A 24,676-nucleotide genomic window follows, 5' to 3' on the forward strand; every position below is an offset into this window, starting at 1 on the left:
TTATATTTGCAGGACAAGCACATGAAAAGTGAACGCATTATTTTGGGAATTGACCCAGGCACCCAGGTTATGGGTTACGGATTAATTGTGGATAAAGGTAAGAAAATAGAGCTGATCACCCTTGATGTGTTTAAGTTTACTACCAAAGATTCGCAACCACTGAGGTTAAAAAAAATATTTTCATCTGTTCTTAACCTCATAGATCAGTACCACCCTGACGAACTGGCTATTGAGGCTCCTTTTTTCGGGAAAAATGTTCAATCAATGTTAAAGCTTGGACGGGCTCAGGGTGTAGCAATGGCAGCCGGGCTTTACCGGGATATCCCTATTTTTGAATATTCACCCCGCAAAATCAAGCAATCGATTACAGGAAACGGCAACTCTTCAAAAGAACAAGTGGCAGGTATGTTAGTCAACCTGTTACAAATGAAAGAAATTCCAAAACTTATGGATGCCACGGATGCAGTTGCAGTTGCTGTTTGTCATTACTTTCAGCGCGAACCTTCAGAAACAGGCAAGAGCTACACAGGCTGGAAAAGCTTTATGGATCAAAACCCCGGCAGGGTGGTAAAAAAATAAAGTTAAGGAGATCAAATATCTCAGGATTTTGTTGGCTGTTGACATTCGCGACCCGGTTAAAAAAATGTGTCGGATTACGATTGACGAATTACAGCATTACCTGAACTTACATCAGCTTTTGGTAAACCTGCCACCAGCGGTCAGGTATTTCGTTATTACAAGCCACCTGATAATCGCTGTAAGAACATGGGACGACATAATGACTGGCATATTTTTGCCGGTTTTCAGGACCACAAACAACCTCCATCCACCAGCGGTCAGTTTTGCGGCTCTTGATAAAAACGATGCCATCTTCAAAATCTGTTGTCGGAACAATATAACGGATAAAATTATCGCTGTCAGAGGAAGGAAAGTCCATTTTGCGGTTATTGTAACCTTCAAAAACATACCAAATCATTTGAGCGAGCAGATGCGCTGTAATTCCGTTCCGGTCAAACAAGGGGTTAAGCTCAAAAAATCCGATTGACGAAAGTTTATCACTCATGGCAGCATAGCGGACAATCTGGCAAGCTTCGTCGCCCGAAAATCCATTAGGAGTGGCATTGGCATTGCCAGGTGCATCGGCCGCCCGGATGGCGCCCATATCAAACGACAATAAATCGGCATTACGCACCAGGGGCTCAGCATCAGTAAGGTTGCCATGCAACATGCCGAGCCTGTAGGTATCAAAAAGCAATTTTTTCATTAAATCGAGGCCGGGTTGATCAACAAAATAAGTCTGATAACCCAAATTGGTGTAGTTGAACAAAAAGTTGGGCCGCTGCATGATAATTTTGCTCAAAAAAGTTTGGGAATTCAACTCCTGATTAGTTTCACCCAAATCGAACATTGGATCAACAACAGCCATGTTAATTATTTGCCCGATTTGGGCATATGCACTATACATGGCAAAGGTAAGATCCTGACCACCGCCAATGATTACCGGCAATATCCGGTTGGCCACCAAAGCTTCAACAACCGATGTCAGGGCAAAATAAGTATCCTCAACAGAAAATCCCCTCCTGATATTTCCCAAATCGGCAATGCCCGAAGTCCAGGCTCCTGGAAAAAGTTTATATAAGAATCTGCGGACTTCATCAGCCGCATTAGCACACCCTTGATTATTGATCGAATTGCGATCATCATTCACCCCAAAAAGTGCAATATGATAACCTGCGGGTTCGGGAAAATCGCCTTCATTTCTGAAAGCTTTAATTATTTGTCCAATTCTGAGATGATCGCCAGCCGGAAACCCTTCAAAAAGCTCCTCTGCAACTGGTTCAAAATAAACAGCAATCTCCATAATTTAAGCCAATTTTTCTAAAATCAAACCTACGCCATTTTTTTGGAATTTTACCAAGGTTGATTTAAAAAAACAGGGAGATCGTTTTCACGATCTCCCCTTCTATCTTTTAAAAAAGCTAATACCAAGATGTTTATTTCTTTTTGGCAAACCTGCCTTTACCGGTTGTTTTCGGCTGAGCATCCTGTTTTTCAGCAATTTCACGACATTGTTCCAGTGTCAGGCTGGCTGGTTCTGTTCCTTTAGGAATTCTGTAATTAGATTTACCTATGGCAATATACGGCCCGTACCGACCATTCAACACCTGAACTTCCGGCGCTTCATCAAACGATAGAATGAGACGTTCGCTTTCCTTCTTGCGCTTTTCCTCAATAAGCACAATGGCACGCTCTACATCAATGGTAACAGGGTCGTCTGTTTTGGCAAGTGAATAAAAAGCTGATTTATGCTTAACATAAGGCCCAAAGCGACCAATGGCAACAGTAAGTTCAGCATCTTCATAAACTCCGATTGACCGCGGGAAATCAAAAAGTTTTAATGCCAGTTCAAGGGTTAGATCGTCCATTGCCTGCCCTTTTTTCAGACTTGCAAATTTCGGTTTTTCTTCATCATCGGCTTCACCAATCTGCACCATTGGTCCAAAGCGGCCAATTCTTACGTAAACGTTTTTACCAGACTCAGGATCAGTCCCCAGCAAACGTTCACCCTTGACTTTTTCCGAATTTTCAAGTGTTTCCTTTACCTGTTTGGCAAATGGATAATAGAACTCCTTGATCATCTGATTCCATACTTTCTGCCCCTGTGCAATTTCATCAAACTCTTTTTCAACATTGGCTGTAAAGTTGTAATCGAGGATGTTTTCAAAGTTTTGCACCAAAAAAGTATTTACCAGGGTTCCTATGTCAGTTGGAAAAAGTTTTGATTTCTCAAAGCCGGTATTTTCCGATTTCTCATCTTCCGTAATTTTTTCATTTTTCAGTTTAATGAGAGAAAACTGACGTTTAACCCCGGGCCTATCTTCCTTAACTACATATTCGCGTTTTTGGATTGTAGAGATGGTGGGTGCATAGGTAGATGGTCGTCCGATACCTAATTCTTCCATTTTTTTCACCAAACTGGCTTCGGTATAGCGGGGAGGCTGTTGTGAGAACTTTTGCGTGGCAAGCATCTCTGACAAATCCAGCTTTTGACCTGCCTTCACCGGTGGTAAAATACCTTCTTCATTCTCAGCTGATTCATCATCGGTAGATTCCATATACACTTTCAAAAATCCGTCGAACTTAATGACTTCCCCTTTCGCTACAAACTTTTCAGGTGTTGTGGAGATGCCAATATTCACAGTTGTGCGTTCAAGTTCGGCATCACTCATCTGAGAGGCAATGGTTCGTTTCCAGATGAGTTCATAAAGTTTTTTCTGAGAAGCATCACCTTCAACTTCCTGATGATTCAGGTAGGTTGGCCGGATGGCTTCATGCGCTTCCTGAGCGCCCTTTGATTTAGTCGTGTATTGCCTGGTTTTGATATATTTTTCGCCATACAGATTTGCGATCTCCTCTTTGGCCATATCAAGGGCAAGGCTCGACAGGTTAACAGAGTCGGTTCTCATATAGGTTATTTTTCCGGCTTCATAAAGCTGCTGGGCAACCAACATTGTTTTAGCCACCGAAAATCCGAGTTTTCGGCTTGCTTCCTGTTGCAATGTGGAAGTAGTAAAAGGAGCCGCAGGTGATTTCCGGGCCGGTTTGGTATCAATATCAATAATATGAAAAGCCGCTCCAACGCATTTGCGCAGAAACTCCATTGCCTCTGGTTTCTCAGGAAACCTTTTTGAAAGTTCGGCATCAATTTTAGGTTTACCGGCTTCGTCAGGAACTGTAAAAACAGCAGTAACCCTATAGTTAAAAGTAGATTTAAACGCTTTTACCTCTTCTTCTCTCTCAACAATCAAACGAACGGCCACCGACTGAACCCGTCCGGCGGAAAGAGCTGGTTTAACTTTCCTCCATAAGACAGGAGAAATTTCAAAACCAACCAGGCGATCGAGCACTCGGCGCGCCTGTTGGGCATCAACAAGATTTAAATCAATTTTGCGGGGGTTTTTTATGGCTTCAGAAATTGCATTTTTAGTAATTTCATGGAACACTATACGCCTGGTCTTCTTTTCATCAAGCGACAAAGCTTCAGCCAAATGCCATGAAATAGCTTCTCCCTCGCGGTCTTCATCGGACGCAAGCCATACAATTTCCGCTTCAGATGCCAGCTTGCCAAGTTCCTTGATGAGTTTGGCCTTATCTGCCGAAATTTCATAATTGGGCATGAAATCATGCTCAACATCAACCCCAAGTTGCTTCTTTGATAAGTCACGCACATGGCCAAAACTTGATTTTACAATAAAGTCCTTTCCCAGAAATCCTTCGATAGTCTTGGCCTTTGCAGGTGACTCAACAATTACAAGATTTTTAATCATACTGAATATTGTTAGCGCTCAATGAGTTATTAAAAATGGGCACAAAGTAACGGAATAAAAACTTAACTGACTTCGCAATATGAAAACTTTATTTACAACAAATTAAGAATGAGGCTGTTCAATTATTCTTATTTTTGCAACCCGATACGATTGTATCCATCATTGTTCAAATATCAGGATTAACCAACAAAAATTGTACCTTGGAAATTAAACGCAAACTCTATATTGAAACCTATGGTTGTCAAATGAACTTTTCTGATAGCCAGATTGTAGGTTCCATCATGACTGATAACGATTTTGAAACCACAGAAAACATTGCTGATGCAGATGTTATTTTTGTAAACACCTGCTCAATACGCGACCATGCAGAAAAACGGGTCAGAGCCAGACTTCAGGAATTCAAACGATACAAAAAAACCAAACCTGGACTGATTATAGGCGTTCTCGGATGTATGGCCGAAAGGCTAAAATCGCAACTGATAGAAGAAGAAAAAATGGTTGATGTGATTGTTGGACCAGATGCATACCGCGATCTGCCACGATTGCTGAACATTGCTGAAAGCGGACAGAAAGCTATCAATGTGATACTTTCGGCTGACGAAACGTATGCAGACATCAACCCTGTTAGAATGGACAAAAACGGCATTTCAGCCTTTATTTCCATTATGCGCGGATGTGAGAATTTTTGCTCATATTGTGTGGTTCCATACACACGAGGCAAAGAACGAAGCCGCGACCCGGAAACAATTGTAAACGAAGCCAGAAAACTGTTTGAAGAAGGCTATCGCGAAATTACGCTGCTGGGCCAAAATGTAAATTCATATAACAGTGAAAACGGAACAGGATTTCCGCAGTTACTTGAGATGGTTGCTCAGATTAACCCCTTGCTCAGGGTAAGATTTGCCACCTCTCATCCCAAAGACCTTTCTGACAAGCTCCTGACGACCATGGCTAACTACCCGAACATTTGCAAGTCAATCCACCTTCCTGTTCAGGCCGGCAGCGATCGCATGCTTAAACTCATGAACCGCAAATATACTGTAGACTGGTACAAAGAGAGAATAAATGCAATAAAATCAATTCTACCCGGTTGCACCATTTCAACCGACATTATAGCCGGGTTCTCTTCTGAAACAGAAGAAGACCATATGCAAACCCTTGAGCTGATGAATTGGGTTAAATATGATTATGCTTTTATGTTTAAATACTCTGAAAGGCCTGACACGCTTGCGGCAAAAAAAATGAAAGACGATGTTCCTGAAGATGTAAAAAGTTTGAGACTTCAGCAAATCATCGATCTGCAGCAAGATCTTTCATTCCGAAGCAATCATGCCGATATTGGCAAAACTTTTGAAGTACTGGCCGAAAGCCTCTCCAAAAAATCAGGCAAAGAACTGGCTGGCAGAACCACTGGCAATAAAGTTGTAGTATTCCCTGCCGGAAAATTCAAACCTGGCGATTATGTGAATGTGCAAATTAAATCGTGTACCGCAGCAACTTTACGTGGTGAAGCGACTACTGATATTCTTTAACAAACTTGTTGATTAACATTTTGACATGCTTAAAACATTTCTGTTGACAGATTTTCCGGCTTGCCAACAACATGCGGCATTCACGAATAGCTTTCAGAAGTAGATAATGTTTGAATTAATTGTAATAACTTTGCGCATGTTTAACATTAGTAACATGTCTGCATTGTAAAACTTTTACAATTAATCATTTAAAGCTGTCAAAAGCACACAAATAATTATACTAATTTTAGCGCTGATTACTTTTACCTCATTATTGCAATATAATTAACAGTAATAGATGCTGTTCAACATGAAAAAAGACTTTATTCAAAAAATGGCTCACCGGCTGATTTTATTTTCAGCATTGTTGATGATGGGCTCGTGTATCTCCATGAAAAAGATCAATTATCTGCCTGATGCTGAACTATACAGACAAGGTGATAATATTGAATTTATAAATGATGTCAGCCCCGACTATCTGGTAAAAAAGGGAGATAACCTATACATTGATGTAAAGAGCCTTGACCCTAAAAATATGAATCCATTTGAATCAGATCAAAGGGTTTCGTACCAGAATAACAGCGAGATGAGCGTATACCTTAATAGTTATATGGTTACTGATTCAGGATACATAATCCTGCCGGTTATCGGCAAATTTCATGTAGCCGGGCTGACAATCAATGTCATTAAAGACAAGTTACAGACTGTTATCAATGATTTTTACCAGCTAACTACAGTTACGGTAAAACTTGTAAATTTCAAAATCAGCCTGTTGGGTGAGGTAGCAAGACCCGGAACTTATATGGTTTATCAGGAAAATATCAACATTTTTCAAGCATTGAGCTTAGGTGGCGATGTTACTTCGTATGCCAACAGGAGTAAGGTAAACATCATCAGGAAAACAGATAAAGGTTCAGCCGTACACACCGTAAACCTGTTGAAGGCCGATGTACTTCAATCGCCATACTATTACCTTCAGCCGGGCGACATCGTATATGTTGAACCACTCAGGAGCAAAAATTATGCTTTCACAGCATTCCCCTATGCTATAATCTTTTCAACGGTTACCACTACGCTGCTCATTTTAAGTTATTTTAAATAATCCACCCATGGATAATTACATCAAGGAATTTCCGCAGGAAGAATCTGTAGACTTTAAACAACTTTTTTTCAAGTTTTACAGATATTGGTACTTTTTTATCATCACCATATTTATTGCATTGACCATTGCTTTTCTTTTCAATAAATATACACAGCCCATTTATAAAGTAGGTACAACTGTCTTAATCAAGGACGACAAATCAAGCTTTGACCCCCAGGCGCTTTTAGGGTTAGGCAATGTTAAAAATGCGCAGGTACTCGAAAATGAAATTGGCGTACTCAAATCACGTTCTCTTGTAACCAGAGCAATTCAGGCACTTAACTTCAATATTTCATATTTTGAAGAAGACAATTTTCTGACCAAGGAAATTTACAAAGACTCACCCTTTACGGTTGTGTTTGACACTGCCTATCCTCAACCTGCCGGCCTCAGATTCAATCTAATAATACTGCCCAATAACGAATTCACCCTGTCGACCGAAGGCGAATCGGTATTTTTATACGATTACACCAAAAGCAAACAAATTGAAAAAATTACCGAAAAGGTTAATTTAAGCGGGAAATTCAGATTTGGAGAGCAAATAAAAAGCAAGTACTACAATTTTAAAATATTACTGAATACCAACTTCAGCCCCAGGGATCATGTTAATAAAAACATGTATTTCACTTTCAATAAAATTGAAGATTTAACTAAACAGTTTATGGGTTTCACCATAGAACCTATTAACCGTGAAGCCTCAATTGTTGAAATTTCACTGCGTAGCACCAATGTTGAAAAAGCAACCGATTTTCTGAATACACTTACAACAGTGTATATGGAACGAGGCCTTGAAAAGAAAAATCAGATTGCGACCAATACAATTTCATTTATTGACGATCAGCTTTTGGGTATTACCGACTCACTGCGTACAGCCGAAACAGTTCTTCAGGATTTCAGGACAAAAAATGCAGTCATGAATCTTGACTTTCAGTCACAACAGGTATTCGATCTGATGAAACAGCTTGAAAACGAAAAAGCGGTCCTTCTCGTTAAAAATAAATACTACCTGTATCTGAAGGAATATCTGAAGAAAAACGAAAACGATCTTACCGGACTAACCGTTCCTTCGTCAATGGGAATTGAAGACCCGGTATTAACCAAATTGATTACCGATTTAACCATGCTTTACGCCCAAAGAGGCGAAGCAATGCTCATGGCTAAAGAAAAAAACCCCATTATTGCATCGTTTGACGACCGCATTAGGGTAAACAAGCGCACCCTCGAAGAAAATATCAAAAACATCGTAAATACTTCCAACATATCAATAAAGGATATTGACAACAGGATTAATGGCCTTACCGGTCAAATTAGCAAATTGCCTGCTACACAGCGCTTGTTATTTGGAATTGAAAGAAAGTTCAAGCTGAACGACGCTATTTACACCTATTTACTACAAAAAAGATCAGAAGCCCAAATTACCAGGGCATCAAATATGCCTGACAATGAAGTAATTGACCAGGCAACATCTGACGAGCTTGACCCGGTTTTCCCTAAAAAAACCCTTAATTACACCATCGCACTACTGCTTGGCTTTATATTTCCAATAGCCTATGTCATTGGTAAAGACTACTTTAACGACAAGCTCATTGATAAAAAGGATGTTGAAAATATTACTTCGCTTCCAATACTCGGACACATCATTCACAATAACAAAGACAGTAAAATTATTGTTGCCGAATACCCCAAATCATCCATCGCAGAATCTTTCAGATCCATCAGAACCAACCTGCAGTATTTTTCAAAAAATTCTGACCACCAGGTAATTCTTATCACATCTACAATGGTAAGCGAAGGCAAGACATTCACCTCTATCAATCTGGCTTCTATTTTTGCGCTTTATGGCAAAAAAACCCTGTTGATGGGATTTGACCTGCGCAAGCCTAAAATCTACCAGGACTTCGGATTATCAAACACTGAAGGTATCAGCTCATATCTTATCAATAAAAGTAATCTTGAAGACATTATTCAAAGGTCAACGCTTGAAAACCTTGACATTGTAATGGCAGGCCCTATTCCTCCGAATCCGGCAGAACTGATTGCTTCTGATAAAAACACTGAACTCATTACCCGCCTGAAAGAAATTTACGACTATATCATTATTGACACACCGCCGGTAGGACTGGTAACCGATGCCTTTTTGCTGATGAACCATTCTGATATCAATGTTTATGTTGTCAGACAAAACTACACCAACAAAAAAGTGTTTGGCTCAATTATTACCGATATTGAAAAACGCAATATACCAAACGTTTCAATTCTGGTAAATGATGTAAGGTCAGATAATCAGTCTTATGGCTACGGATATGGCTATGGTTACGGTTATGGTTATGGTTATGGATATGGTTATGGATACTACACTGACGATCAGGAACCTGAAAAGGAAGGCTTGGTCAGCAAAATGTTCAAGAAATCATAACCCTCAGATATAACAACAAGCCACCTCACAGGTGGCTTGTTGTTACTTATAAGGTCAATTTCAGCCATTCAAAAATAAGTGCTAATTTTGCGGTGCTTAATGACAGCATTTCTTATAGCAAAACTGCCGAAACAGCATCAGAAAACATCGCTTCATAAAGTTAACCTGGCCTGACTGAATGTGAACCCATTAGCATCCCGGATTGCGAATCAGGATAAACACATGAAAACCGATTGTTCTTTACTAATTAATGAAATAGAAATACATTTTACCCTAAATACAAATTGCGCATGAAGAATAAATATAATCTCACGCATCTTGAAGAGCTGGAATACGAATCTATATATGTAATCCGCGAAGTTGCCGCACAATTTGAACGGCCTGTGCTTCTTTTTTCAGGCGGAAAAGATTCAATCGTAATGACCCATCTGGCAGTTAAAGCTTTTTGGCCTGCCAAAATCCCCTTTCCTTTGCTCCATATAGACACCGGACATAATTTTGAAGAAACCATTGTTTATAGGGATGAGCTGGTTAAAAAAACAGGTGCAAAACTGATAGTTGGTTCTGTTCAGGAAAGTATTGATAAAGGCCGTGTTGTGGAAGAAAAAGGACCAACCGCAAGCCGTAATCTTTTGCAAACCACTACCTTGCTCGATACAATTGAACAATACAAGTTTGATGCTGCTATGGGTGGTGGCAGGCGCGATGAAGAAAAAGCCCGTGCCAAAGAAAGATTTTTCTCTCACCGCGATGAATTCGGACAATGGGATCCTAAAAACCAACGCCCTGAATTGTGGAACATATTTAATGGCCGCAAAAACCACGGTGAACATTTCAGGGTATTCCCCATAAGCAACTGGACCGAAATGGATGTATGGCAATACATTATGAAAGAAGGCATTGAACTGCCCAGCCTCTATTTTACGCATCAACGCGAAGTCTTTTTCAGAGATGGACAATGGATGGCCAAAGCGCCTTTTATGACCTTAAAAGAAAATGAATTTTATGAGACTAAAACTGTCAGATGCCGTACCATTGGAGATGTTTCCTGTACAGGACTAACGCTCTCATCGGCCAATTCGCTCGAAGATATTATTCAGGAAATTGCAGCAACCAGAATTACTGAAAGAGGTGGAAGAGCCGATGATCAACGTTCGGAAGCTGCGATGGAAGACAGAAAAAAAGAAGGTTACTTCTAGTCTGCTCCTTTTGCCCGAAAGCAATCAATTATTTACACCACAGATTTGATTTACCACAAAATACTATTGAATTATGGATGAATTTTCAACCAAAGGATACCTTGATATGGAACTTCTGAGGTTTACAACAGCTGGCAGTGTTGACGATGGCAAAAGCACTTTGATAGGCCGCCTGCTTTATGACAGTAAATCAATTTTTGAAGATCAGCTTGAAGCCGTAAAACGTGCCAGTATCAGACGTGGAAATGAACATATGGACCTCGCCCTGCTTACCGATGGCTTAAGGGCCGAACGCGAACAAGGTATCACCATTGACGTAGCTTACAGATATTTTGCCACGCCAAAACGAAAATTCATCATTGCAGATACCCCGGGTCACATACAATACACCCGTAACATGGTTACCGGAGCCTCTACTGCCAATGCTGCCATCATTCTCATTGATGCCCGCAATGGTGTAATTGAGCAAACCTGCCGCCATACTTTCATCGCATCTTTGCTCAGAATTCCGCATATTATCGTCTGTATCAACAAAATGGACCTGGTAAATTACAGTTATGATATTTATGAAAAAATCAGATCTGACTATGATGCTTTTGCCACTAAACTCAACCTGCCTGATGTCAGATTTGTGCCAATAAGTGCACTGCACGGCGATAATGTAGTTGATGCATCAACCAATATGCCCTGGTACAATGAAGGCACACTGCGTGAAGTGCTTGAAGGAATTGAAATAGGAAACGACCATAATCTGACAGATGCCAGATTTCCTGTTCAATACGTAATAAGACCATTGTCTGACGAATTCCATGACTACCGGGGATATGCCGGCCGCGTTGCGGGAGGAATATTTAAATCAGGTGATAAAGTTACTGTGCTGCCATCAATGCTTCAAAGCACTATCAAATCCATAGATTTGTATAACGCCAGCGTTGAAAGCGCCTACGCTCCCATGTCAGTCACTATCACACTGAATGACGATGTGGATATCAGCCGGGGCGATATGCTTGTTAAATCAGACAATATGCCCGTGGTTACCCAGGACATTGAGGTAATGATGTGCTGGATGCATGAAAAAGCGCTGCAGATTAATGGTAAATATGCTGTTAAACATACCACCCGCGACGTCCGCTGTATTGTAAAGGAAGTGAAATACAAGGTTGATGTAAATACACTGGAAAAAATAGAAGGTGACTCTGTTGTTGGTCTGAATGAAATTGCTTGCGTAACCATACGCACCACTAAGCCCCTGTTTATTGACCCGTATCAAAAAAACAGGCGAACCGGAGCATTGATTCTTATTGACGAAGCAACCAATAATACGGTTGGAGTTGGAATGGTGCAATAATTTTGTCAGAAAAGCGAATTTCTGACAAAATTATTCTTCTGTTTTTATTGGCAGAAGCCCATATCTGTAATTAACCACAAATCAATTGACGTCCTTACTCGAGCAATAATCTGCACAAAAAATTGCAATTATTGCTGATGCTAACAAATCACACCATGTAGAAACATGCCCCGGTACAACTGCTCAGCCAGGTAGATTCTCGTGCCCCAATGACAAGGTTTCAGGCACAAATAAAACACTATTTTGACCGGCAATTGTCAGCATAGAAAGAAAAAAAAGCAGGACCAGAATTTTGATTTAGAGCTTATTATACTAAGAAGTCAAAACATCAATTCAACAATCTTACTATAATCATTATGGGTTAATTGATGAACATTTGAATTTACATGATGCCGGGTCATAACCCTGATAATTTCGTTTGAGTCAGCATTATTACCCATCATTTGCCGAATACGAACAGGGCAGTCCAGCAATTTGAAGAAGCCTTCTAACCGGTTGATGGTCATATCCACATCGTCAGTTCCAAAAACATTTTTACCTAAGAGACTTATGCGCGGGCCGAGTTTATCTCGTTGAAGTTTTAGCCAGGCAGGATAAACAATGCTTAATGAAGCCCCAAAAGGCATGTCATAAAGTAATGACAGTATATGTCCAATACTTCTCACACCCCATTCGCCCGAAACCCTACCATACATTGTCATTCCGTTTAAAGCCAGGGCAGCTGCCAGCATAATTTTTGCCCTAAGTTCATAGTCTCCCAGGTTTTCGAGTAGTGCGGGGCCAAATTGCACAGTTTCGCTTATGATTGACAAAGTAAACCTATCGGCCAACGAAGCCTCTTCGCCCAATCCAAAATAAGCTTCCAAACCATGACCTATGATACAAGCCATACCGAATGCAGTATAATTTGCCGAGACTGAAAAAGTTAGCCGTGGATCTAAAAACGAATGTTTGGGAAACAATAAAGGATGACCATAGCCGAGTTTCAGTTCAGCCTCATGATTAGACAAAACGGCAAAGGGATTCATTTCGGAGCCGGTGGCTGCCAGGGTCATTACGCTTACCAAAGGGATGGCAGAGCGCGGAACAGTCCGTCGCTCAATAAAATCCCATGCCGGAACATTGGCCGGAATTGCAATAGAAATAGCCTTAGCTGAATCAATCACACTTCCGCCTCCAACAGCCAGAATAACATCAACCATATTTTCACGCCCAAAGGAGGCTGCTTTATCAACATCCTCCACTACCGGATTCGGCTTTATTCCTCCAAATTCATATATATCGGCATCAATATGGTTGAGTTGCTTTAAAATTAAATTGTACAATCCGTTTTTCTTTATCGAGCCCTGACCATAAACCAGCAGTACTTTTTTGCCATATCTGTTAATGACAAGTCCTAACTGGCCAAGTACATCTTTCCCAAAATGTATTGTTGTTGGGTTATGAGCCGTAAAGTTTTCCATAGGCTCTATTTGAATTTCCTATTTCGTTTTGAATTGGGCCGAAACATAGGCTCAACAGGTTCAGCGTCAAGCACGAAATCCATTTGCTTTTTTTGAAGATCGACCTGCAGCACTTTAACTTTAACTTTATCGCCCAGTTTAAACTCACGGCCATAATGTTGACCAATTACGCGATAGTTTTCGTCATCCAGATAATAAAAGTCATCATCCAAATACTTTAACGAAACCATTCCTTCGCATTTGCTGCCTTCCAGTTCAACAAAAATCCCCCATTTGCTAACCCCAGATATCAAACCATCAAAAGATTGTCCGATTTTATCTGCCAAAAATTCGGCCTGCTTATATTTAACGGATGCTCGTTCCGCTTCAACAGCCTTTTTCTCCATTTCAGAACTGTGCATGCAATATTCTTCATATTCGTCCTTATTCACCGAGCCACGGCCTTCCATATACCATTCAAGCAGGCGATGTACCATCAAATCAGGATAACGGCGAATAGGGCTTGTAAAATGGGTGTAATGCTGAAATGCCAAGCCATAATGCCCGATATTTACAGTAGAATAGATGGCTTTTGCCATGGTTCTGATGGCAATGGATTCGATCATATTCTCCTCACCTTTACCTGCAATCTGGTCAAACAGGTGATTAAACGAACTGGCCAGTCCTTTTCTGGAGCCAATATTCATTTTATAACCAAGTTTTGATAAGAACTCAACAAATTTCATCAGTTTTTCCTGATTGGGTTCATCGTGAATTCGGTAAACGAAAGTTTTGGCTTTTTGCTCACCTGCCTTTTTCCCAATTTTTTCAGCCACTTTTTTGTTTGCCAAAAGCATAAAATCTTCAATCAGCATATTGGCTTCCTTTTGCTCTTTGATATAAGTATCAACAGGCTTTCCTTTTTCATCAAGAATAAACTTAACTTCCTGACTATGAAAAGCAATCGCCCCCTTTTTAAATCTTTCTTCACGAAGTTTAGTGGCCAGACCATTTAAAACGAGAATTTCGTCTTTAAAGTCACCGTCTCCCCCGTCAATCATAGCCTGAGCTTCTTCATAAGCATACCTTCTGTTACTTCTGATAATAGTTTTACCAAACCATTCGCTGCTTATATGCGCTTGTTCATTCATAACAAAAACAGCCGAAAAGCAGAGCTTATCCTCATCGGGCCGAAGTGAACAAACCATGTTTGAAAGTTTTTCGGGAAGCATTGGAATGGTACGATCAACAAGATAAATGGACGTGCCCCTGTCGTAGGCTTCCTTGTCAAGGGCTGAATCGGGCTGTACATAATATGAAACATCAGCAATATGCACACCAACTTCCCAATCGCCATTTTCAAGTTTTTTAAGTGAAAGGGCATCGTCAAAGTCTTTAGCGTCAGGCGGGTCAATGGTACAGGTCCATACCGATCGGAAATCACGACGTTTTGCAATTTCCTTTTCAGAAATGACTACAGGTATTTTTTCAGCTTCTTTCAGCGTTTCGGGTTTAAATTGCAGTGGAAAGTCGAAAGAGGCCAATATAGAATTCATTTCTACATTGTTATCACCAGGTTCTCCGAGTACCTGGGTAATTTCTCCGAAAGGATTTTTTGATCTTTCCGGCCATTCTGTTATGCGGGCTATGGCTTTTTGCCCGTTTGTTGCTTTATTGAGCGACTCCTTTGGAATGAAAATATCAATGGGCATATTAACATCGTCGGGCACCAAAAAGGCAAATTTTCCTGAGAGTTGCACTGTGCCCACAAATTGTTTTCGACCGCGTTCCAGCACTTCAACTATCTGCCCTTCAGTCTTGCGTCCCTTTCGCATTGGAAAGAGATGAACTTTCACTTTATCGCCATGTAGGGCATGACCGGTATTGCCGGCAGCAATAAAAACATCTTCATCTAAATCGGCAGAGCTCACATAAGCCTTACCTGTTTGTTTCATATCAACAATTCCGGTAATACTTGCCTGTATGAGTTTGTCGGCCAGTAAATCAGGATTATACTTAAATTTCCCACGATTAAGTTCAAGTATAGTACCGGATCGAGCCATAGTTTCAAGAACCTTGCTCACCAATTCCTTGCTTACCTTATCCGTAATTCCGAGCATTTTTGAAATCTGCCTGAAATTAAATGCTTTTAAAGGGTTGGCAATAAACAATGCTTCAACCAGATTAACTATCGGACTGGCAGGCATGGTATTCGTTTTCAAATTTTTCTTTTTTGCCATTGGATTCTTGATTTAGTATGGTAAAGGTAGCAAAAAACCTTGTTTTGGGAAAGGAAACCCTCATGAACATTCAGAATAACTCAATTGTGGATAAAAATTCTGAAAATGCTGAAAATTCTGCTAAAAGCCCAGTTACTTTAGGCAAAAACAGCAATAAACTACAGAAACCCCGGAAAACCAATTTGGACGGGAACAGGTTTTGGGGTCATTTCTAACTACATCTTACGGAGGTTACATGGATACGGGAAAGAAAAAAATACTGCTGGCAGAGGACAATGCTATAAATCAGAAAGTGGCCATGCTCATGCTCAAAAAATACGATCAAAGTATTGACATTGCCGATAATGGACAGATTGCTGTGGAAAAATTTATGAAAGAAGAATATGACCTGGTTTTAATGGACTTACATATGCCTGAGTTAGACGGCTTTGAAGCTACAATGAAGATCAGGGAAATTGAAATGAAAGAAAACCGCAGTAAAAAAGTGAAAATATACGCTATGACAGCCAGTTCGATTAACGATGAAAGTGCCCGTTGTTATGCAGTAGGCATGGACGGATACATCAGTAAACCTTTCAGGGTTGAGGAAGTTATCAAAGTACTGTCGTAAGTTTAGCTCCCGGTATGGCGGCAATCAAATCTTTCGTATAGCTTTCTGACGGATTTTCGTACAAAGCATCTGCTTCGCCACTCTCAATTATTTTTCCGCTTTTCATAACCATCATCCTGTCAGACATAAATCTGACAACGGAAAGGTCGTGTGAAATAAAAATGTAGGTAAATTCAAAATCACGCTTCAAATCATTGAGTAAATTGAGAACCTGAGCCTGAACTGACACATCAAGTGCAGAAACAGATTCATCGCAGATGATAAACTCAGGCCTGAGCGCCAAAGCTCTGGCGATACAAATCCGTTGGCGTTGCCCTCCTGAAAACTGATGAGGATACCGATTAAAATGATCGGGATTCAGATTTACTCTATCAAGTAAATCCAGCACCTGCTTCTTTCTTGCAGCATTATTGCCATACAAATTATGCGCCTGCATTGGTTCCATAATTGATTGACCTGCTGTAATCCGAGGATTCAGAGATGAATAAGGATCCTGAAATATGATCTGCATGCGTTGACGCATCTGGCGCAACTCACGTTGATTGAGCTTTTGCAGGTCTACACCTTCAAAAAACAACTCGCCTGCTGTAGGTTTTATCAACTGTAAAATAGCTCTGCCCAAAGTTGTTTTTCCACACCCTGATTCACCAACAAGGCCCAAAGTTTCGCCTTTAAAAACATCAAAACTAACCTTATCAACAGCTTTAAATGCTTCTTTTTCCTTCGCAAAAATCTTGCGTGGCTGCGGATAGTAAACTGAAAGCTCTTTGACCTTTAAAAGCGGGGATTGACCGTATAATTCCTTGTGAGCCAGCGCCCTGTCAGCGTTATCAATGTATTTAAATAACTCATTGGTTAATGCAGGTTCCAAAAATGCTTTTCCGGTAAAGTCAGCAACAGTTGGTAAGCGTTTCAAGCGCACACCCAGCGGGGGGCGGCAAGCAATAAGACCTTGTGTATATGGGTGTTGTGGATTGTTAAAGATATCGGCTACTTTCCCTTGTTCAACCACCGCCCCCTGATTCATGACCACAACCTCATCAGCAATTTCAGCAATTACTCCAAGATCATGACTGATAAAAATGAGGCTCATTCCATATTTAGCCTGCAAAGATTTTAACAACAGAAGAATCGCCTTTTGAACAGTCACATCAAGGGCGGTGGTAGGCTCATCGGCAATAAGCAACGAAGGATTGCAGGCTATGGCCATGGCAATCATAACCCTTTGCTTCTGTCCGCCTGAGAGCTGATGAGGATAAGCCTTAAAAACCCGCTCAGGATTAGGTAAAAGTACTTCTGTGAATAGCTCCAAAGCAAGTTGGCGCGATTTTCCGGCATTATGTCCCAGATGTAGCTGAATAGCTTCTGTTACTTGCCGGCCGCATCTCATCACAGGATTCAGAGAGGTCATGGGCTCCTGAAATATCATGGCCATGCGATTTCCTCGCAACTTTCGCATGTCTTTTTCAGATAAAGTCAGTATATCTGAAACTTTGCCATCAGCCCCTGTAAAAGTGATTTTGCCACTATCAAAACGGCTGTTACCTTTTGGAAGCAACCGCATTATCGAAAGAGACGTCACTGACTTGCCGGAACCACTTTCGCCAACAATACCGATCGATTTGCCTCTGCCAAGCGAAAATGACACCTTTTCCACAGCATTACGCCAACCTGTTTCATCGCGAAAAGAAACAGATAAGTTTTCGACGTTCAGAATAGGCTCTTCCATAACATTCAATGTCTAAGTAAAGGTCTAAAGTAAAGCATTACGGTTGGCATCCTGTTTAATAAAGATAAAAAGCAGGATGGTAAATGCCCAAAGGGAAGAGCCTCCGTAACTAAAGAAAGGTAGCGGAATTCCAATCACAGGCACCAATCCGATAGTCATCCCGATATTTATCATAAAATGAAAAAACAAAATAGAGGCAACACCATAACCATAAATCCGGCTGAAATCAGAGCGCTGTCGTTCGGCAAGCATAACGATACGCATGAGTAATGCCATAAACAATCCAATAACAACAACCGAACCCAGAAAGCCCCATTCTTCACCAACTGTGCAAAAAATAAAATCAGTACTTTGCTCAGGCACGAAGTTATACTTGGTTTGAGTTCCATTGAGGAATCCTTTACCTGAAAAGCCACCCGATCCAATAGCAATTTTCGATTGATTGACATTATAGCCAGCACCTCTCAAATCCAATTCCTTACCCAAAAGCACATTAATACGGGTTTTTTGGTGTTCTCCCAAAAAGTTTTCAACTGCATATTCTACTGAAAAGGTAAATCCGATTCCAAGAATCAGTAAAGCAATAAGATTAATGATATTGCGCCTGTTTCGTTTAATAAAAAAGAAAAGTATTCCGGCCATTATAATCAGGAGGCCCATTATATAAATCGTTCCTACCATCAGAGTTGAAATAGCAATAAATACAACCATAACTCCGGCCAGTAAAAAATTTCCTGACAACCCCATGCGATAGAGCACAAGAATAAATGAGCTATAAACCAACGCACTGCCCGTGTCATTCTGAAGCAAAATAAGCAATGCCGGAATGCCCATCAATATCAAGGGCATTAGCCTGGTTTTTAAATCCTTAACATTCAAATGCTGACTGCTGAAGAACCGGGCAATAGCCAGGTTAGTAGCAAATTTTGCAAACTCGGCCGGCTGAAGACCAAACCCACCAATATGAAACCAGGACTTTGAACCCGAAACCTCGCTGCCAATGCCAAGTACCACGATGAGCAGCAACATAAAAAAACCATAAATAAGGTAGGCAAAGGTGGAAAAGAACCGGGCATCGGTAAGCAAAATTACCAGCGCTAAAAAAACGGATGTACCAATCCAAATCAATTGTTTCCCATAGCTTTGGCTAACATCCAAAATACTGCTATAGTCTTCATTGTAAACGGCTGCATAAATATTTATCCACCCTAACAATACCATAATCAGGTAGAGGATAACCAGTGTCCAGTCAATGTTACTGAATAAATTGTTTCTTTCACGAATCATTTAAAAAAGCCTTTTTGCAATCATATCCTCTTCCACATCTTTACGGGCAACGCTGCCTTTCACATATTTTTCAATCATCAGAGAAGCCACTGGCAACGCCCATGTTGAACCAAAGCCGGCATTTTCAATGATTACAGCAATAGCAATCTTTGGATTTTCAGCAGGAGCAAAAGCCATATAGAGCGAATGGTCCTCACCGTGAGGATTTTCAGCCGTACCCGTTTTTCCGCACATGGTTACCCCTTCAATCTGATACCACCTGGCGGTTCCCAAAGTAGCAACCTGCCTCATTCCTTCAACTATAATTTCAAAATTAGCCGGGCTTATACTTGAAACTACCTTTTGATACTCTTTCGATTTTTTTCCTTTTTCACCAATAGACTTAACAACATGAGGCACAATATAATACCCTCTGTTGGCAATGGCGGCAGCATAATTGGCTAATTGAAGCGGAGTCACCAGAATCTCTCCCTGGCCAATTGACAATGAACGCACCGTCATTGCATTCCAATGCCCTTTGCCGTATATAGCGTCGTATTTTTCGGCCGAAGGAATATTTCCTGAGAGTTCGAACATAAGGTCGGTACCCAGTTTATGACCAAACCCAAGACTCATTACATAATTACGCCATCTTACATAGTTTTCGCGAATTCCACCTTTGGCTCTGTTATTTAAAATACTTTTAAACACTTGCCAATGAAAAGGATTGCATGACTGCTGAATGGCTACTTCAACATTTAAAGGCGATTGGTGATTATGCGTACAACGGATTGGAGAAGAAGCCTTTCCCTGACAGGTATAATGTGTTCCGAGATCGAGAACACCTTCCTGGATGCCAATCAAATCGTTTACCATTTTAAAGGTAGAACCAGGCGGGTAAGCACCCATCATGGCACGATTAAGCAAAGGCTTAACCGGATCGTTAGACAGAATACCAAAATTTTTCCCTCTTACACGGCCCACCAATAAATTAGGATCGTAGCCCGGGCTGGATAAAAAAGCAAGAATCTCGCCCGATGCTGGTTCAATGGCAACTACACTCCCCATTTTCCCCTGCATCAATAATTCGCCATATTCCTGAAGATCAGCATCAATCGACAGATACAAATCATGTCCCATAATGGCTGCTGAGTCATATTTCCCATCCTGAAAACTTCCTACCTCCCTGTTATGAACATCAACCATTTTAATTTTCATTCCTTTAATACCCCGAAGTTCCTCTTCATAAGACTTCTCAATGCCGCTTATCCCTATGTAGTCACCTGATTTATAGTATGGATTTTTATCGATTACACCTTGAGTAACCTCACCAACATAACCAAATAAATGAGCTCCAATAGGCTTTGGGTAATAGCGCAAGGTGCGGGGTTGAACAAAAAACCCGGGAAACCGGTACATTTTTTCTTCCAGGTAGCCATAAGTTTCTTTGGAAATCTGCTTTTCGAAAAGGCTAGGTTTGTAGCGGGAGTATTTTTTTGCTTTCTCCATGCGGTCAATAAAGCCTTCTTTTGTAATTTCAAGCAGCCTGCAAAACTCGGCTGTGTCTATTTGTTTTACCTGCACGGGCAAAACCATTAAATCATAAACAGCTTCATTATAAACCAACAGCTTTCCATTACGGTCGTATATCAATCCACGGGCAGGATACTGGGTTACATAACGCAACACATTGTTGTTCGCCGAAAGTGTATAACTTTTGTCAATTACCTGTATGTAAAATAACCTCACCAGATAGATGAAGCCAAAAACCAGAAATATGGCAATTACTGTTTGTTTGCGCGATGCGAGAGATTTATTCGCCATGAGGCACCCTGATAGTCTTTAATTTCTTTACAAAATTAATGATTAACAGAGCACGGATTGCAGCAGGAAACGATTTACTAAAAGTTTATATTGAAAAAATAAAGGTGCACTCTTCGCCCGTATAAAACTATATATAACTGATTAAATGTGATTTACGGGAATGATTGTCTCAAATCGCACAATAATTATCGAAATGGGACGTCATTACAGCTTTGGCGATACGGAACATCAGAAATAATTCACCGGTTCATATCCTCCACAGAAGTCAAACTTATGTAACCGAAAAAAACCGTTAAGCCTTGAAACACAGGCTAAATCCACCCTCTTACCCTGTAATAAAACAAGGCAAAATACTCTCTGATGACAATAACCTCATACTTGAGATGATTCCAAAACTGGTATCTTACCTGGAGATTATTTCCAATGGGAGGCGCTATCTTGTTACCTTTAAGGTCATGGTCGTTAAAAGTCAGGTCCGTTTCAAGTGAGTTTTCAAAGGCGGGCAAGCCACTAACGTTGGTAAAACCGCATTTACGAAAACTAAGCACCGCTCTTTTAATGTGCTCGGGCGATGTAACTACTGTTACAGCGGTTGCAAGTTGTTTTTCAGAAAATAAGCGGGCAATTTCCAATGACTGACTCCTGGTATTTTTCCCTTTACTCTCATAGGTAATTCTTTCAGCACTCACCCCTCTTAAAATAAGTTCGCTGGCAATCCTTGCCGGATCGCCCATGGTATCATTCACATTTCCGGGAACAGCAATAATTACCAGTGCTTCAGGGCATTGCCGGGCCAGCTTGGAAGTGTAATAAGCCCTGATTAAACTATTTTCGCTTGGGATTCCTGCGCCCGCAAGCATCACAATAACATTTGGCGGCTCTTTAACCGAACTATTGGAAGTTGCCAGATGGTAGTAAGCCCAAAATGGAACAGTAGTAAAAGCAAGTACGCACAAGGTAATGAAAACAGTGCCTGATATGATAAGCACAGCTTTAAGATAACGTCCGGTGCGTCCTGATTTTTTAATCATTTACAAAAAGAAATATACCTCCGTCATTCTTCCCATCGTTGATCTCCCCAAAAAAATTCTCATCCATTTGTACATTCATGGTTTGGGCATTCAGATATCGTGCAGAAATTTTGACTTTCCCATTTTCACTCAATTTTACCTTAACATAATTATAAACGTAATCATCACCCTTAGGGTTTTGAATCAATTTAGACTCAGAAGCCACCAGGAATGCTTCTTTGTTTCTTACACTGTTTTGGGCAAAGTATTCAAAAACATCAAGCGACATTCCTCCTATTGCATCAGGTACTTTTTCCTGCTTTTCATTATCGGAAATAAGTTCACATTTGGCATAATAAAACACCATTTTTACATGGCTGCCTGTTTTTACTGCTTTTAAAAGCTCGTCAAAACTGTTGAGTTGTCGGGGCTGAGCTACTACGGCGGCGAACCCGGTAAGCATGAGAATCAGGGAAGTTGTAATAATTTTTCGCATACGTACTTATCGTTTTTTAATTATAATCGGAGGGGTTTGAATAACATTGCTTTTGTTTAAATCACGATCTTTGATATAAACTTCAAACATGATGGTATCAAAGCTCGACAAGGGATTGTTGACAAAAAGAGTGTCTTCAATTTCGCCACTTATGGCTTTGTTCTTGCCGGCCGGCATTAAATCAGGAATTCGCCCGTTAAATGTAGCGGTATCGTAAACAATAGTTGTATCGTTTATGTAATTGGGCGTGACAAGAAAAACTTCTTTGAACTCACCATTTTGCCGTTCAAAATATCTGATAAACAAATTATAATCAAACGGAGGGAGGGTATCACTGTCGTAAAGCCCAATATTGCCATCACCGTCAGTAAAACCAAATCTGAGCACACCGCGCTGATCGATGCCCTGGGCATCGCGCAGAGTAATAAAATCAAGGAATTCAATGGTTGGTTCGGGCGGATACTCATCATATTTCTTACAGCCATTCACAACCAGGCCTATTATCAACACGACCAGAATCCATTTAATAACTTTCATTTGTTTGCACATTTGATTTACAAATTAACGTAATTTTCAGACAAAAGGTGTGCCGCAATGGCCTTTTAAACCTGAAATAATCCTTAAATGATCAATCTTATTTAAGCCATACATCAGTCTGAATCGGCATCTCCGAATAAATCAGGCTGTTCAGCTGGCTTAATAAGCAAGGGCCCTTCTGATTTAACAGAATTAACCAAATCAGAAACCTTGTATTTTTTCATTTTTTTTGAAGGATAAGGCACGAGTAACGATTGTACGTTTGCCGGCTGATGGCTAAAAAGCCACTCTTCATAATTCTCAGGCTTCAAAATTACAGGCATTCTGTTATGAACAGGTTCCATAAGTTCATTCGGCGTGGTGGTAATAATTGCAAAAGATCTGATTAACTCACTTCCTTTCCCTTTCCAGTATTCCCAAATACCAGCCATGGCAAACGGAGATTCGTCATCCATCACAAAGCGGTATGGCTGTTTTTTCCCTGAATGTGTCCATTCATAAAATCCGTCAGCCGGCACCAGACATCTCCTTGACTTCAGAGCCTGCCTGAAACTGGCTTTTTCTGAGAGCGTTTCTGCACGGGCATTAATCACCGGAGTACTTCGCGGAATTTCTTTTGTCCATGAAGGGATAAGCCCCCATCTGAAATATTGAAGCCTTAATACTTCCTCTGCAGCTATAATGGCCATTTGTTGAGTGGGTGCTCCGTTGTATCGGGGCACATAAGGCTCTGTCCCTCCTGAAAGTTTAAAAAATTTGTTTAACTGTTGCTCTTCCGTAGTCAATGAGAATCTTCCGCACATGATCTTTTTCTTTTCGCTAAAATTAGCAATTATAAGGACTTCAGCTTCATAAATAGCTGAATAATGTGTAAGTTTGGATTGAAAATAAATTTTCATTAATTATCTAACAATCAGACAAACATGAAGAAATTTGCAATAGTTCTGGCCGGAAATGGTGTTTTCGACGGTGCAGAAATCCACGAAGCCACTCTTACCATGCTTGCCATAAGGAAACAAGGTGCTGAATACAGTATTTTTGCACCTGATATTGAGCAACATCACGTTATAAATCATATGAATGGCAACGAAATGCCCGAAACACGCAATGTGCTTGTGGAAGCAGCGCGTATTGCAAGAGGAAAAATCAGCCCGCTGTCTGATTTCAAAGCCCGTGATTTTGATGCTCTTATTTTTCCGGGAGGCTTTGGTGTAGCCAAAAACCTATGCACATTTGCATTAAGTGGTACTGAATGCAAAGTGAATGCTGAGGTTGAAAAGGCAATTAAAGAAATGGCATCATTAAAAAAACCCATTGGAGCCCTTTGCATTTCGCCTGTACTCATTGCGAAAGTACTTGGCAATGTAGAAATTACAATCGGGAATGATGCAACAACTGCATCTGCTGTTGAAAAAATGGGAGCTACTCACATGATAACTACGCACGGTGAAGTTGTGCGCGATAAGCACAGGCCTGTTTTTACAACCCCATGTTATATGCTGGATGCTGATATTGTTCAGATTGCTGAAGGCGCTGAAAACATTATAAAAGCGATACTTTCAGAGCTAAAATAGCGAAA

19 protein-coding genes are annotated in these 24,676 nt (G+C 40.6%); 8 read left to right on the forward strand and 11 right to left on the reverse strand.

Features of this window, described 5'->3' with window-relative positions; translation table 11 throughout:
- The first annotated feature begins 21 nt into the window (after positions 1-21).
- Entirely contained in the window at positions 22-579 is a 558-nt protein-coding gene (gene ruvC / locus H6541_09820) for a crossover junction endodeoxyribonuclease RuvC (GenBank protein MCB9016080.1), read from the forward strand.
- Positions 580-685: 106 nt separating this feature from the next.
- Here the strand turns inward: ruvC and H6541_09825 are convergent, their stop codons facing one another.
- Positions 686-1,861 (reverse strand): formimidoylglutamase, encoded by a 1,176-nt coding sequence (locus H6541_09825; protein ID MCB9016081.1) that lies wholly within the window; start codon positions 1,859-1,861, stop codon positions 686-688.
- A gap of 133 nt (positions 1,862-1,994) precedes the next feature.
- A complete protein-coding gene (topA, locus tag H6541_09830; GenBank protein MCB9016082.1) occupies positions 1,995-4,328 on the reverse strand; it encodes a type I DNA topoisomerase in 2,334 nt (777 codons plus the stop codon).
- Between the two features lie 170 nt (positions 4,329-4,498).
- Between topA and miaB the strand changes: the two genes are divergently transcribed.
- From miaB to cysN, 5 genes are all read left to right on the forward strand, one after another.
- Positions 4,499-5,860 (forward strand): tRNA (N6-isopentenyl adenosine(37)-C2)-methylthiotransferase MiaB, encoded by a 1,362-nt coding sequence (gene miaB / locus H6541_09835; protein MCB9016083.1) that lies wholly within the window; start codon positions 4,499-4,501, stop codon positions 5,858-5,860.
- Positions 5,861-6,149: 289 nt separating this feature from the next.
- Positions 6,150-6,941 (forward strand): polysaccharide biosynthesis/export family protein, encoded by a 792-nt coding sequence (locus H6541_09840; GenBank protein ID MCB9016084.1) that lies wholly within the window; start codon positions 6,150-6,152, stop codon positions 6,939-6,941.
- A gap of 7 nt (positions 6,942-6,948) precedes the next feature.
- Complete coding sequence (locus tag H6541_09845; protein MCB9016085.1) at positions 6,949-9,396, forward strand: polysaccharide biosynthesis tyrosine autokinase; 2,448 nt, start codon at positions 6,949-6,951, stop codon at positions 9,394-9,396.
- A gap of 290 nt (positions 9,397-9,686) precedes the next feature.
- Entirely contained in the window at positions 9,687-10,595 is a 909-nt protein-coding gene (cysD, locus tag H6541_09850; protein ID MCB9016086.1) for a sulfate adenylyltransferase subunit CysD, read from the forward strand.
- Positions 10,596-10,701: 106 nt separating this feature from the next.
- Entirely contained in the window at positions 10,702-11,943 is a 1,242-nt protein-coding gene (gene cysN, locus H6541_09855) for a sulfate adenylyltransferase subunit CysN (protein MCB9016087.1), read from the forward strand.
- Between the two features lie 320 nt (positions 11,944-12,263).
- Here the strand turns inward: cysN and H6541_09860 are convergent, their stop codons facing one another.
- A complete protein-coding gene (locus H6541_09860) occupies positions 12,264-13,406 on the reverse strand; it encodes an iron-containing alcohol dehydrogenase (GenBank protein MCB9016088.1) in 1,143 nt (380 codons plus the stop codon).
- Positions 13,407-13,411: 5 nt separating this feature from the next.
- Positions 13,412-15,625: a ribonuclease R gene (gene rnr / locus H6541_09865; protein MCB9016089.1), complete on the reverse strand. Its 2,214-nt coding sequence runs from the start codon at positions 15,623-15,625 to the stop codon at positions 13,412-13,414.
- 235 nt (positions 15,626-15,860) lie between these two features.
- On the opposite strand from rnr, the gene H6541_09870 reads away from it, so the two are divergent.
- Positions 15,861-16,235, forward strand: coding sequence for a response regulator (locus H6541_09870; GenBank protein ID MCB9016090.1), 375 nt, complete (start codon positions 15,861-15,863; stop codon positions 16,233-16,235).
- Here the strand turns inward: H6541_09870 and H6541_09875 are convergent.
- The 7 genes from H6541_09875 to H6541_09905 form a co-directional block, all read right to left on the reverse strand.
- Positions 16,219-17,964 carry an ABC transporter ATP-binding protein gene (locus H6541_09875; GenBank protein MCB9016091.1) on the reverse strand — a complete coding sequence of 582 codons (1,746 nt, stop codon included), beginning with the start codon at positions 17,962-17,964 and terminating at the stop codon, positions 16,219-16,221. The two genes, H6541_09870 and H6541_09875, sit on opposite strands and share 17 nt — an antisense overlap.
- Positions 17,965-17,988: 24 nt before the next feature.
- Positions 17,989-19,251 carry a rod shape-determining protein RodA gene (gene rodA, locus H6541_09880; protein ID MCB9016092.1) on the reverse strand — a complete coding sequence of 421 codons (1,263 nt, stop codon included), beginning with the start codon at positions 19,249-19,251 and terminating at the stop codon, positions 17,989-17,991.
- Positions 19,252-21,054: a penicillin-binding protein 2 gene (mrdA, locus tag H6541_09885; GenBank protein MCB9016093.1), complete on the reverse strand. Its 1,803-nt coding sequence runs from the start codon at positions 21,052-21,054 to the stop codon at positions 19,252-19,254. It abuts the gene before it with no gap.
- A 311-nt stretch (positions 21,055-21,365) separates the two neighbouring features.
- Positions 21,366-22,085, reverse strand: a complete 720-nt coding sequence (locus tag H6541_09890) for a YdcF family protein (GenBank protein MCB9016094.1) — start codon at positions 22,083-22,085, stop codon at positions 21,366-21,368.
- Positions 22,078-22,560, reverse strand: coding sequence for a hypothetical protein (locus H6541_09895; protein MCB9016095.1), 483 nt, complete (start codon positions 22,558-22,560; stop codon positions 22,078-22,080). The genes H6541_09890 and H6541_09895 overlap by 8 nt, the downstream gene beginning before the upstream one ends.
- Before the next feature lie 6 nt (positions 22,561-22,566).
- A complete protein-coding gene (locus H6541_09900; GenBank protein ID MCB9016096.1) occupies positions 22,567-23,097 on the reverse strand; it encodes a hypothetical protein in 531 nt (176 codons plus the stop codon).
- Positions 23,098-23,210: 113 nt separating this feature from the next.
- Positions 23,211-23,900 (reverse strand): SOS response-associated peptidase, encoded by a 690-nt coding sequence (locus tag H6541_09905; protein ID MCB9016097.1) that lies wholly within the window; start codon positions 23,898-23,900, stop codon positions 23,211-23,213.
- A gap of 120 nt (positions 23,901-24,020) precedes the next feature.
- Between H6541_09905 and elbB the strand changes: the two genes are divergently transcribed.
- Positions 24,021-24,671, forward strand: coding sequence for an isoprenoid biosynthesis glyoxalase ElbB (gene elbB, locus H6541_09910; protein ID MCB9016098.1), 651 nt, complete (start codon positions 24,021-24,023; stop codon positions 24,669-24,671).
- Positions 24,672-24,676: the final 5 nt, after the last annotated feature.

The organism is Lentimicrobiaceae bacterium (genome assembly GCA_020636745.1).
GTDB lineage: Bacteria > Bacteroidota > Bacteroidia > Bacteroidales > Lentimicrobiaceae > Lentimicrobium.

What these genes read in the sequence shown, in the direction of transcription:
- ruvC (MCB9016080.1), top strand. Translation starts at nt 22, where the DNA reads ATGAAAAGTGAACGCATTATTTTGGGAATTGACCCAGGCACCCAGGTT.
- H6541_09825 (MCB9016081.1), bottom strand. Translation starts at nt 1,861, where the DNA reads ATGGAGATTGCTGTTTATTTTGAACCAGTTGCAGAGGAGCTTTTTGAA.
- topA (MCB9016082.1), bottom strand. Translation starts at nt 4,328, where the DNA reads ATGATTAAAAATCTTGTAATTGTTGAGTCACCTGCAAAGGCCAAGACT.
- H6541_09840 (MCB9016084.1), top strand. Translation starts at nt 6,150, where the DNA reads ATGAAAAAAGACTTTATTCAAAAAATGGCTCACCGGCTGATTTTATTT.
- H6541_09845 (MCB9016085.1), top strand. Translation starts at nt 6,949, where the DNA reads ATGGATAATTACATCAAGGAATTTCCGCAGGAAGAATCTGTAGACTTT.
- cysD (MCB9016086.1), top strand. Translation starts at nt 9,687, where the DNA reads ATGAAGAATAAATATAATCTCACGCATCTTGAAGAGCTGGAATACGAA.
- cysN (MCB9016087.1), top strand. Translation starts at nt 10,702, where the DNA reads ATGGAACTTCTGAGGTTTACAACAGCTGGCAGTGTTGACGATGGCAAA.
- H6541_09860 (MCB9016088.1), bottom strand. Translation starts at nt 13,406, where the DNA reads ATGGAAAACTTTACGGCTCATAACCCAACAACAATACATTTTGGGAAA.
- rnr (MCB9016089.1), bottom strand. Translation starts at nt 15,625, where the DNA reads ATGGCAAAAAAGAAAAATTTGAAAACGAATACCATGCCTGCCAGTCCG.
- H6541_09870 (MCB9016090.1), top strand. Translation starts at nt 15,861, where the DNA reads ATGGATACGGGAAAGAAAAAAATACTGCTGGCAGAGGACAATGCTATA.
- H6541_09875 (MCB9016091.1), bottom strand. Translation starts at nt 17,964, where the DNA reads ATGGAAGAGCCTATTCTGAACGTCGAAAACTTATCTGTTTCTTTTCGC.
- rodA (MCB9016092.1), bottom strand. Translation starts at nt 19,251, where the DNA reads ATGATTCGTGAAAGAAACAATTTATTCAGTAACATTGACTGGACACTG.
- mrdA (MCB9016093.1), bottom strand. Translation starts at nt 21,054, where the DNA reads ATGGCGAATAAATCTCTCGCATCGCGCAAACAAACAGTAATTGCCATA.
- H6541_09890 (MCB9016094.1), bottom strand. Translation starts at nt 22,085, where the DNA reads ATGATTAAAAAATCAGGACGCACCGGACGTTATCTTAAAGCTGTGCTT.
- H6541_09895 (MCB9016095.1), bottom strand. Translation starts at nt 22,560, where the DNA reads ATGCGAAAAATTATTACAACTTCCCTGATTCTCATGCTTACCGGGTTC.
- H6541_09900 (MCB9016096.1), bottom strand. Translation starts at nt 23,097, where the DNA reads ATGAAAGTTATTAAATGGATTCTGGTCGTGTTGATAATAGGCCTGGTT.
- H6541_09905 (MCB9016097.1), bottom strand. Translation starts at nt 23,900, where the DNA reads ATGTGCGGAAGATTCTCATTGACTACGGAAGAGCAACAGTTAAACAAA.
- elbB (MCB9016098.1), top strand. Translation starts at nt 24,021, where the DNA reads ATGAAGAAATTTGCAATAGTTCTGGCCGGAAATGGTGTTTTCGACGGT.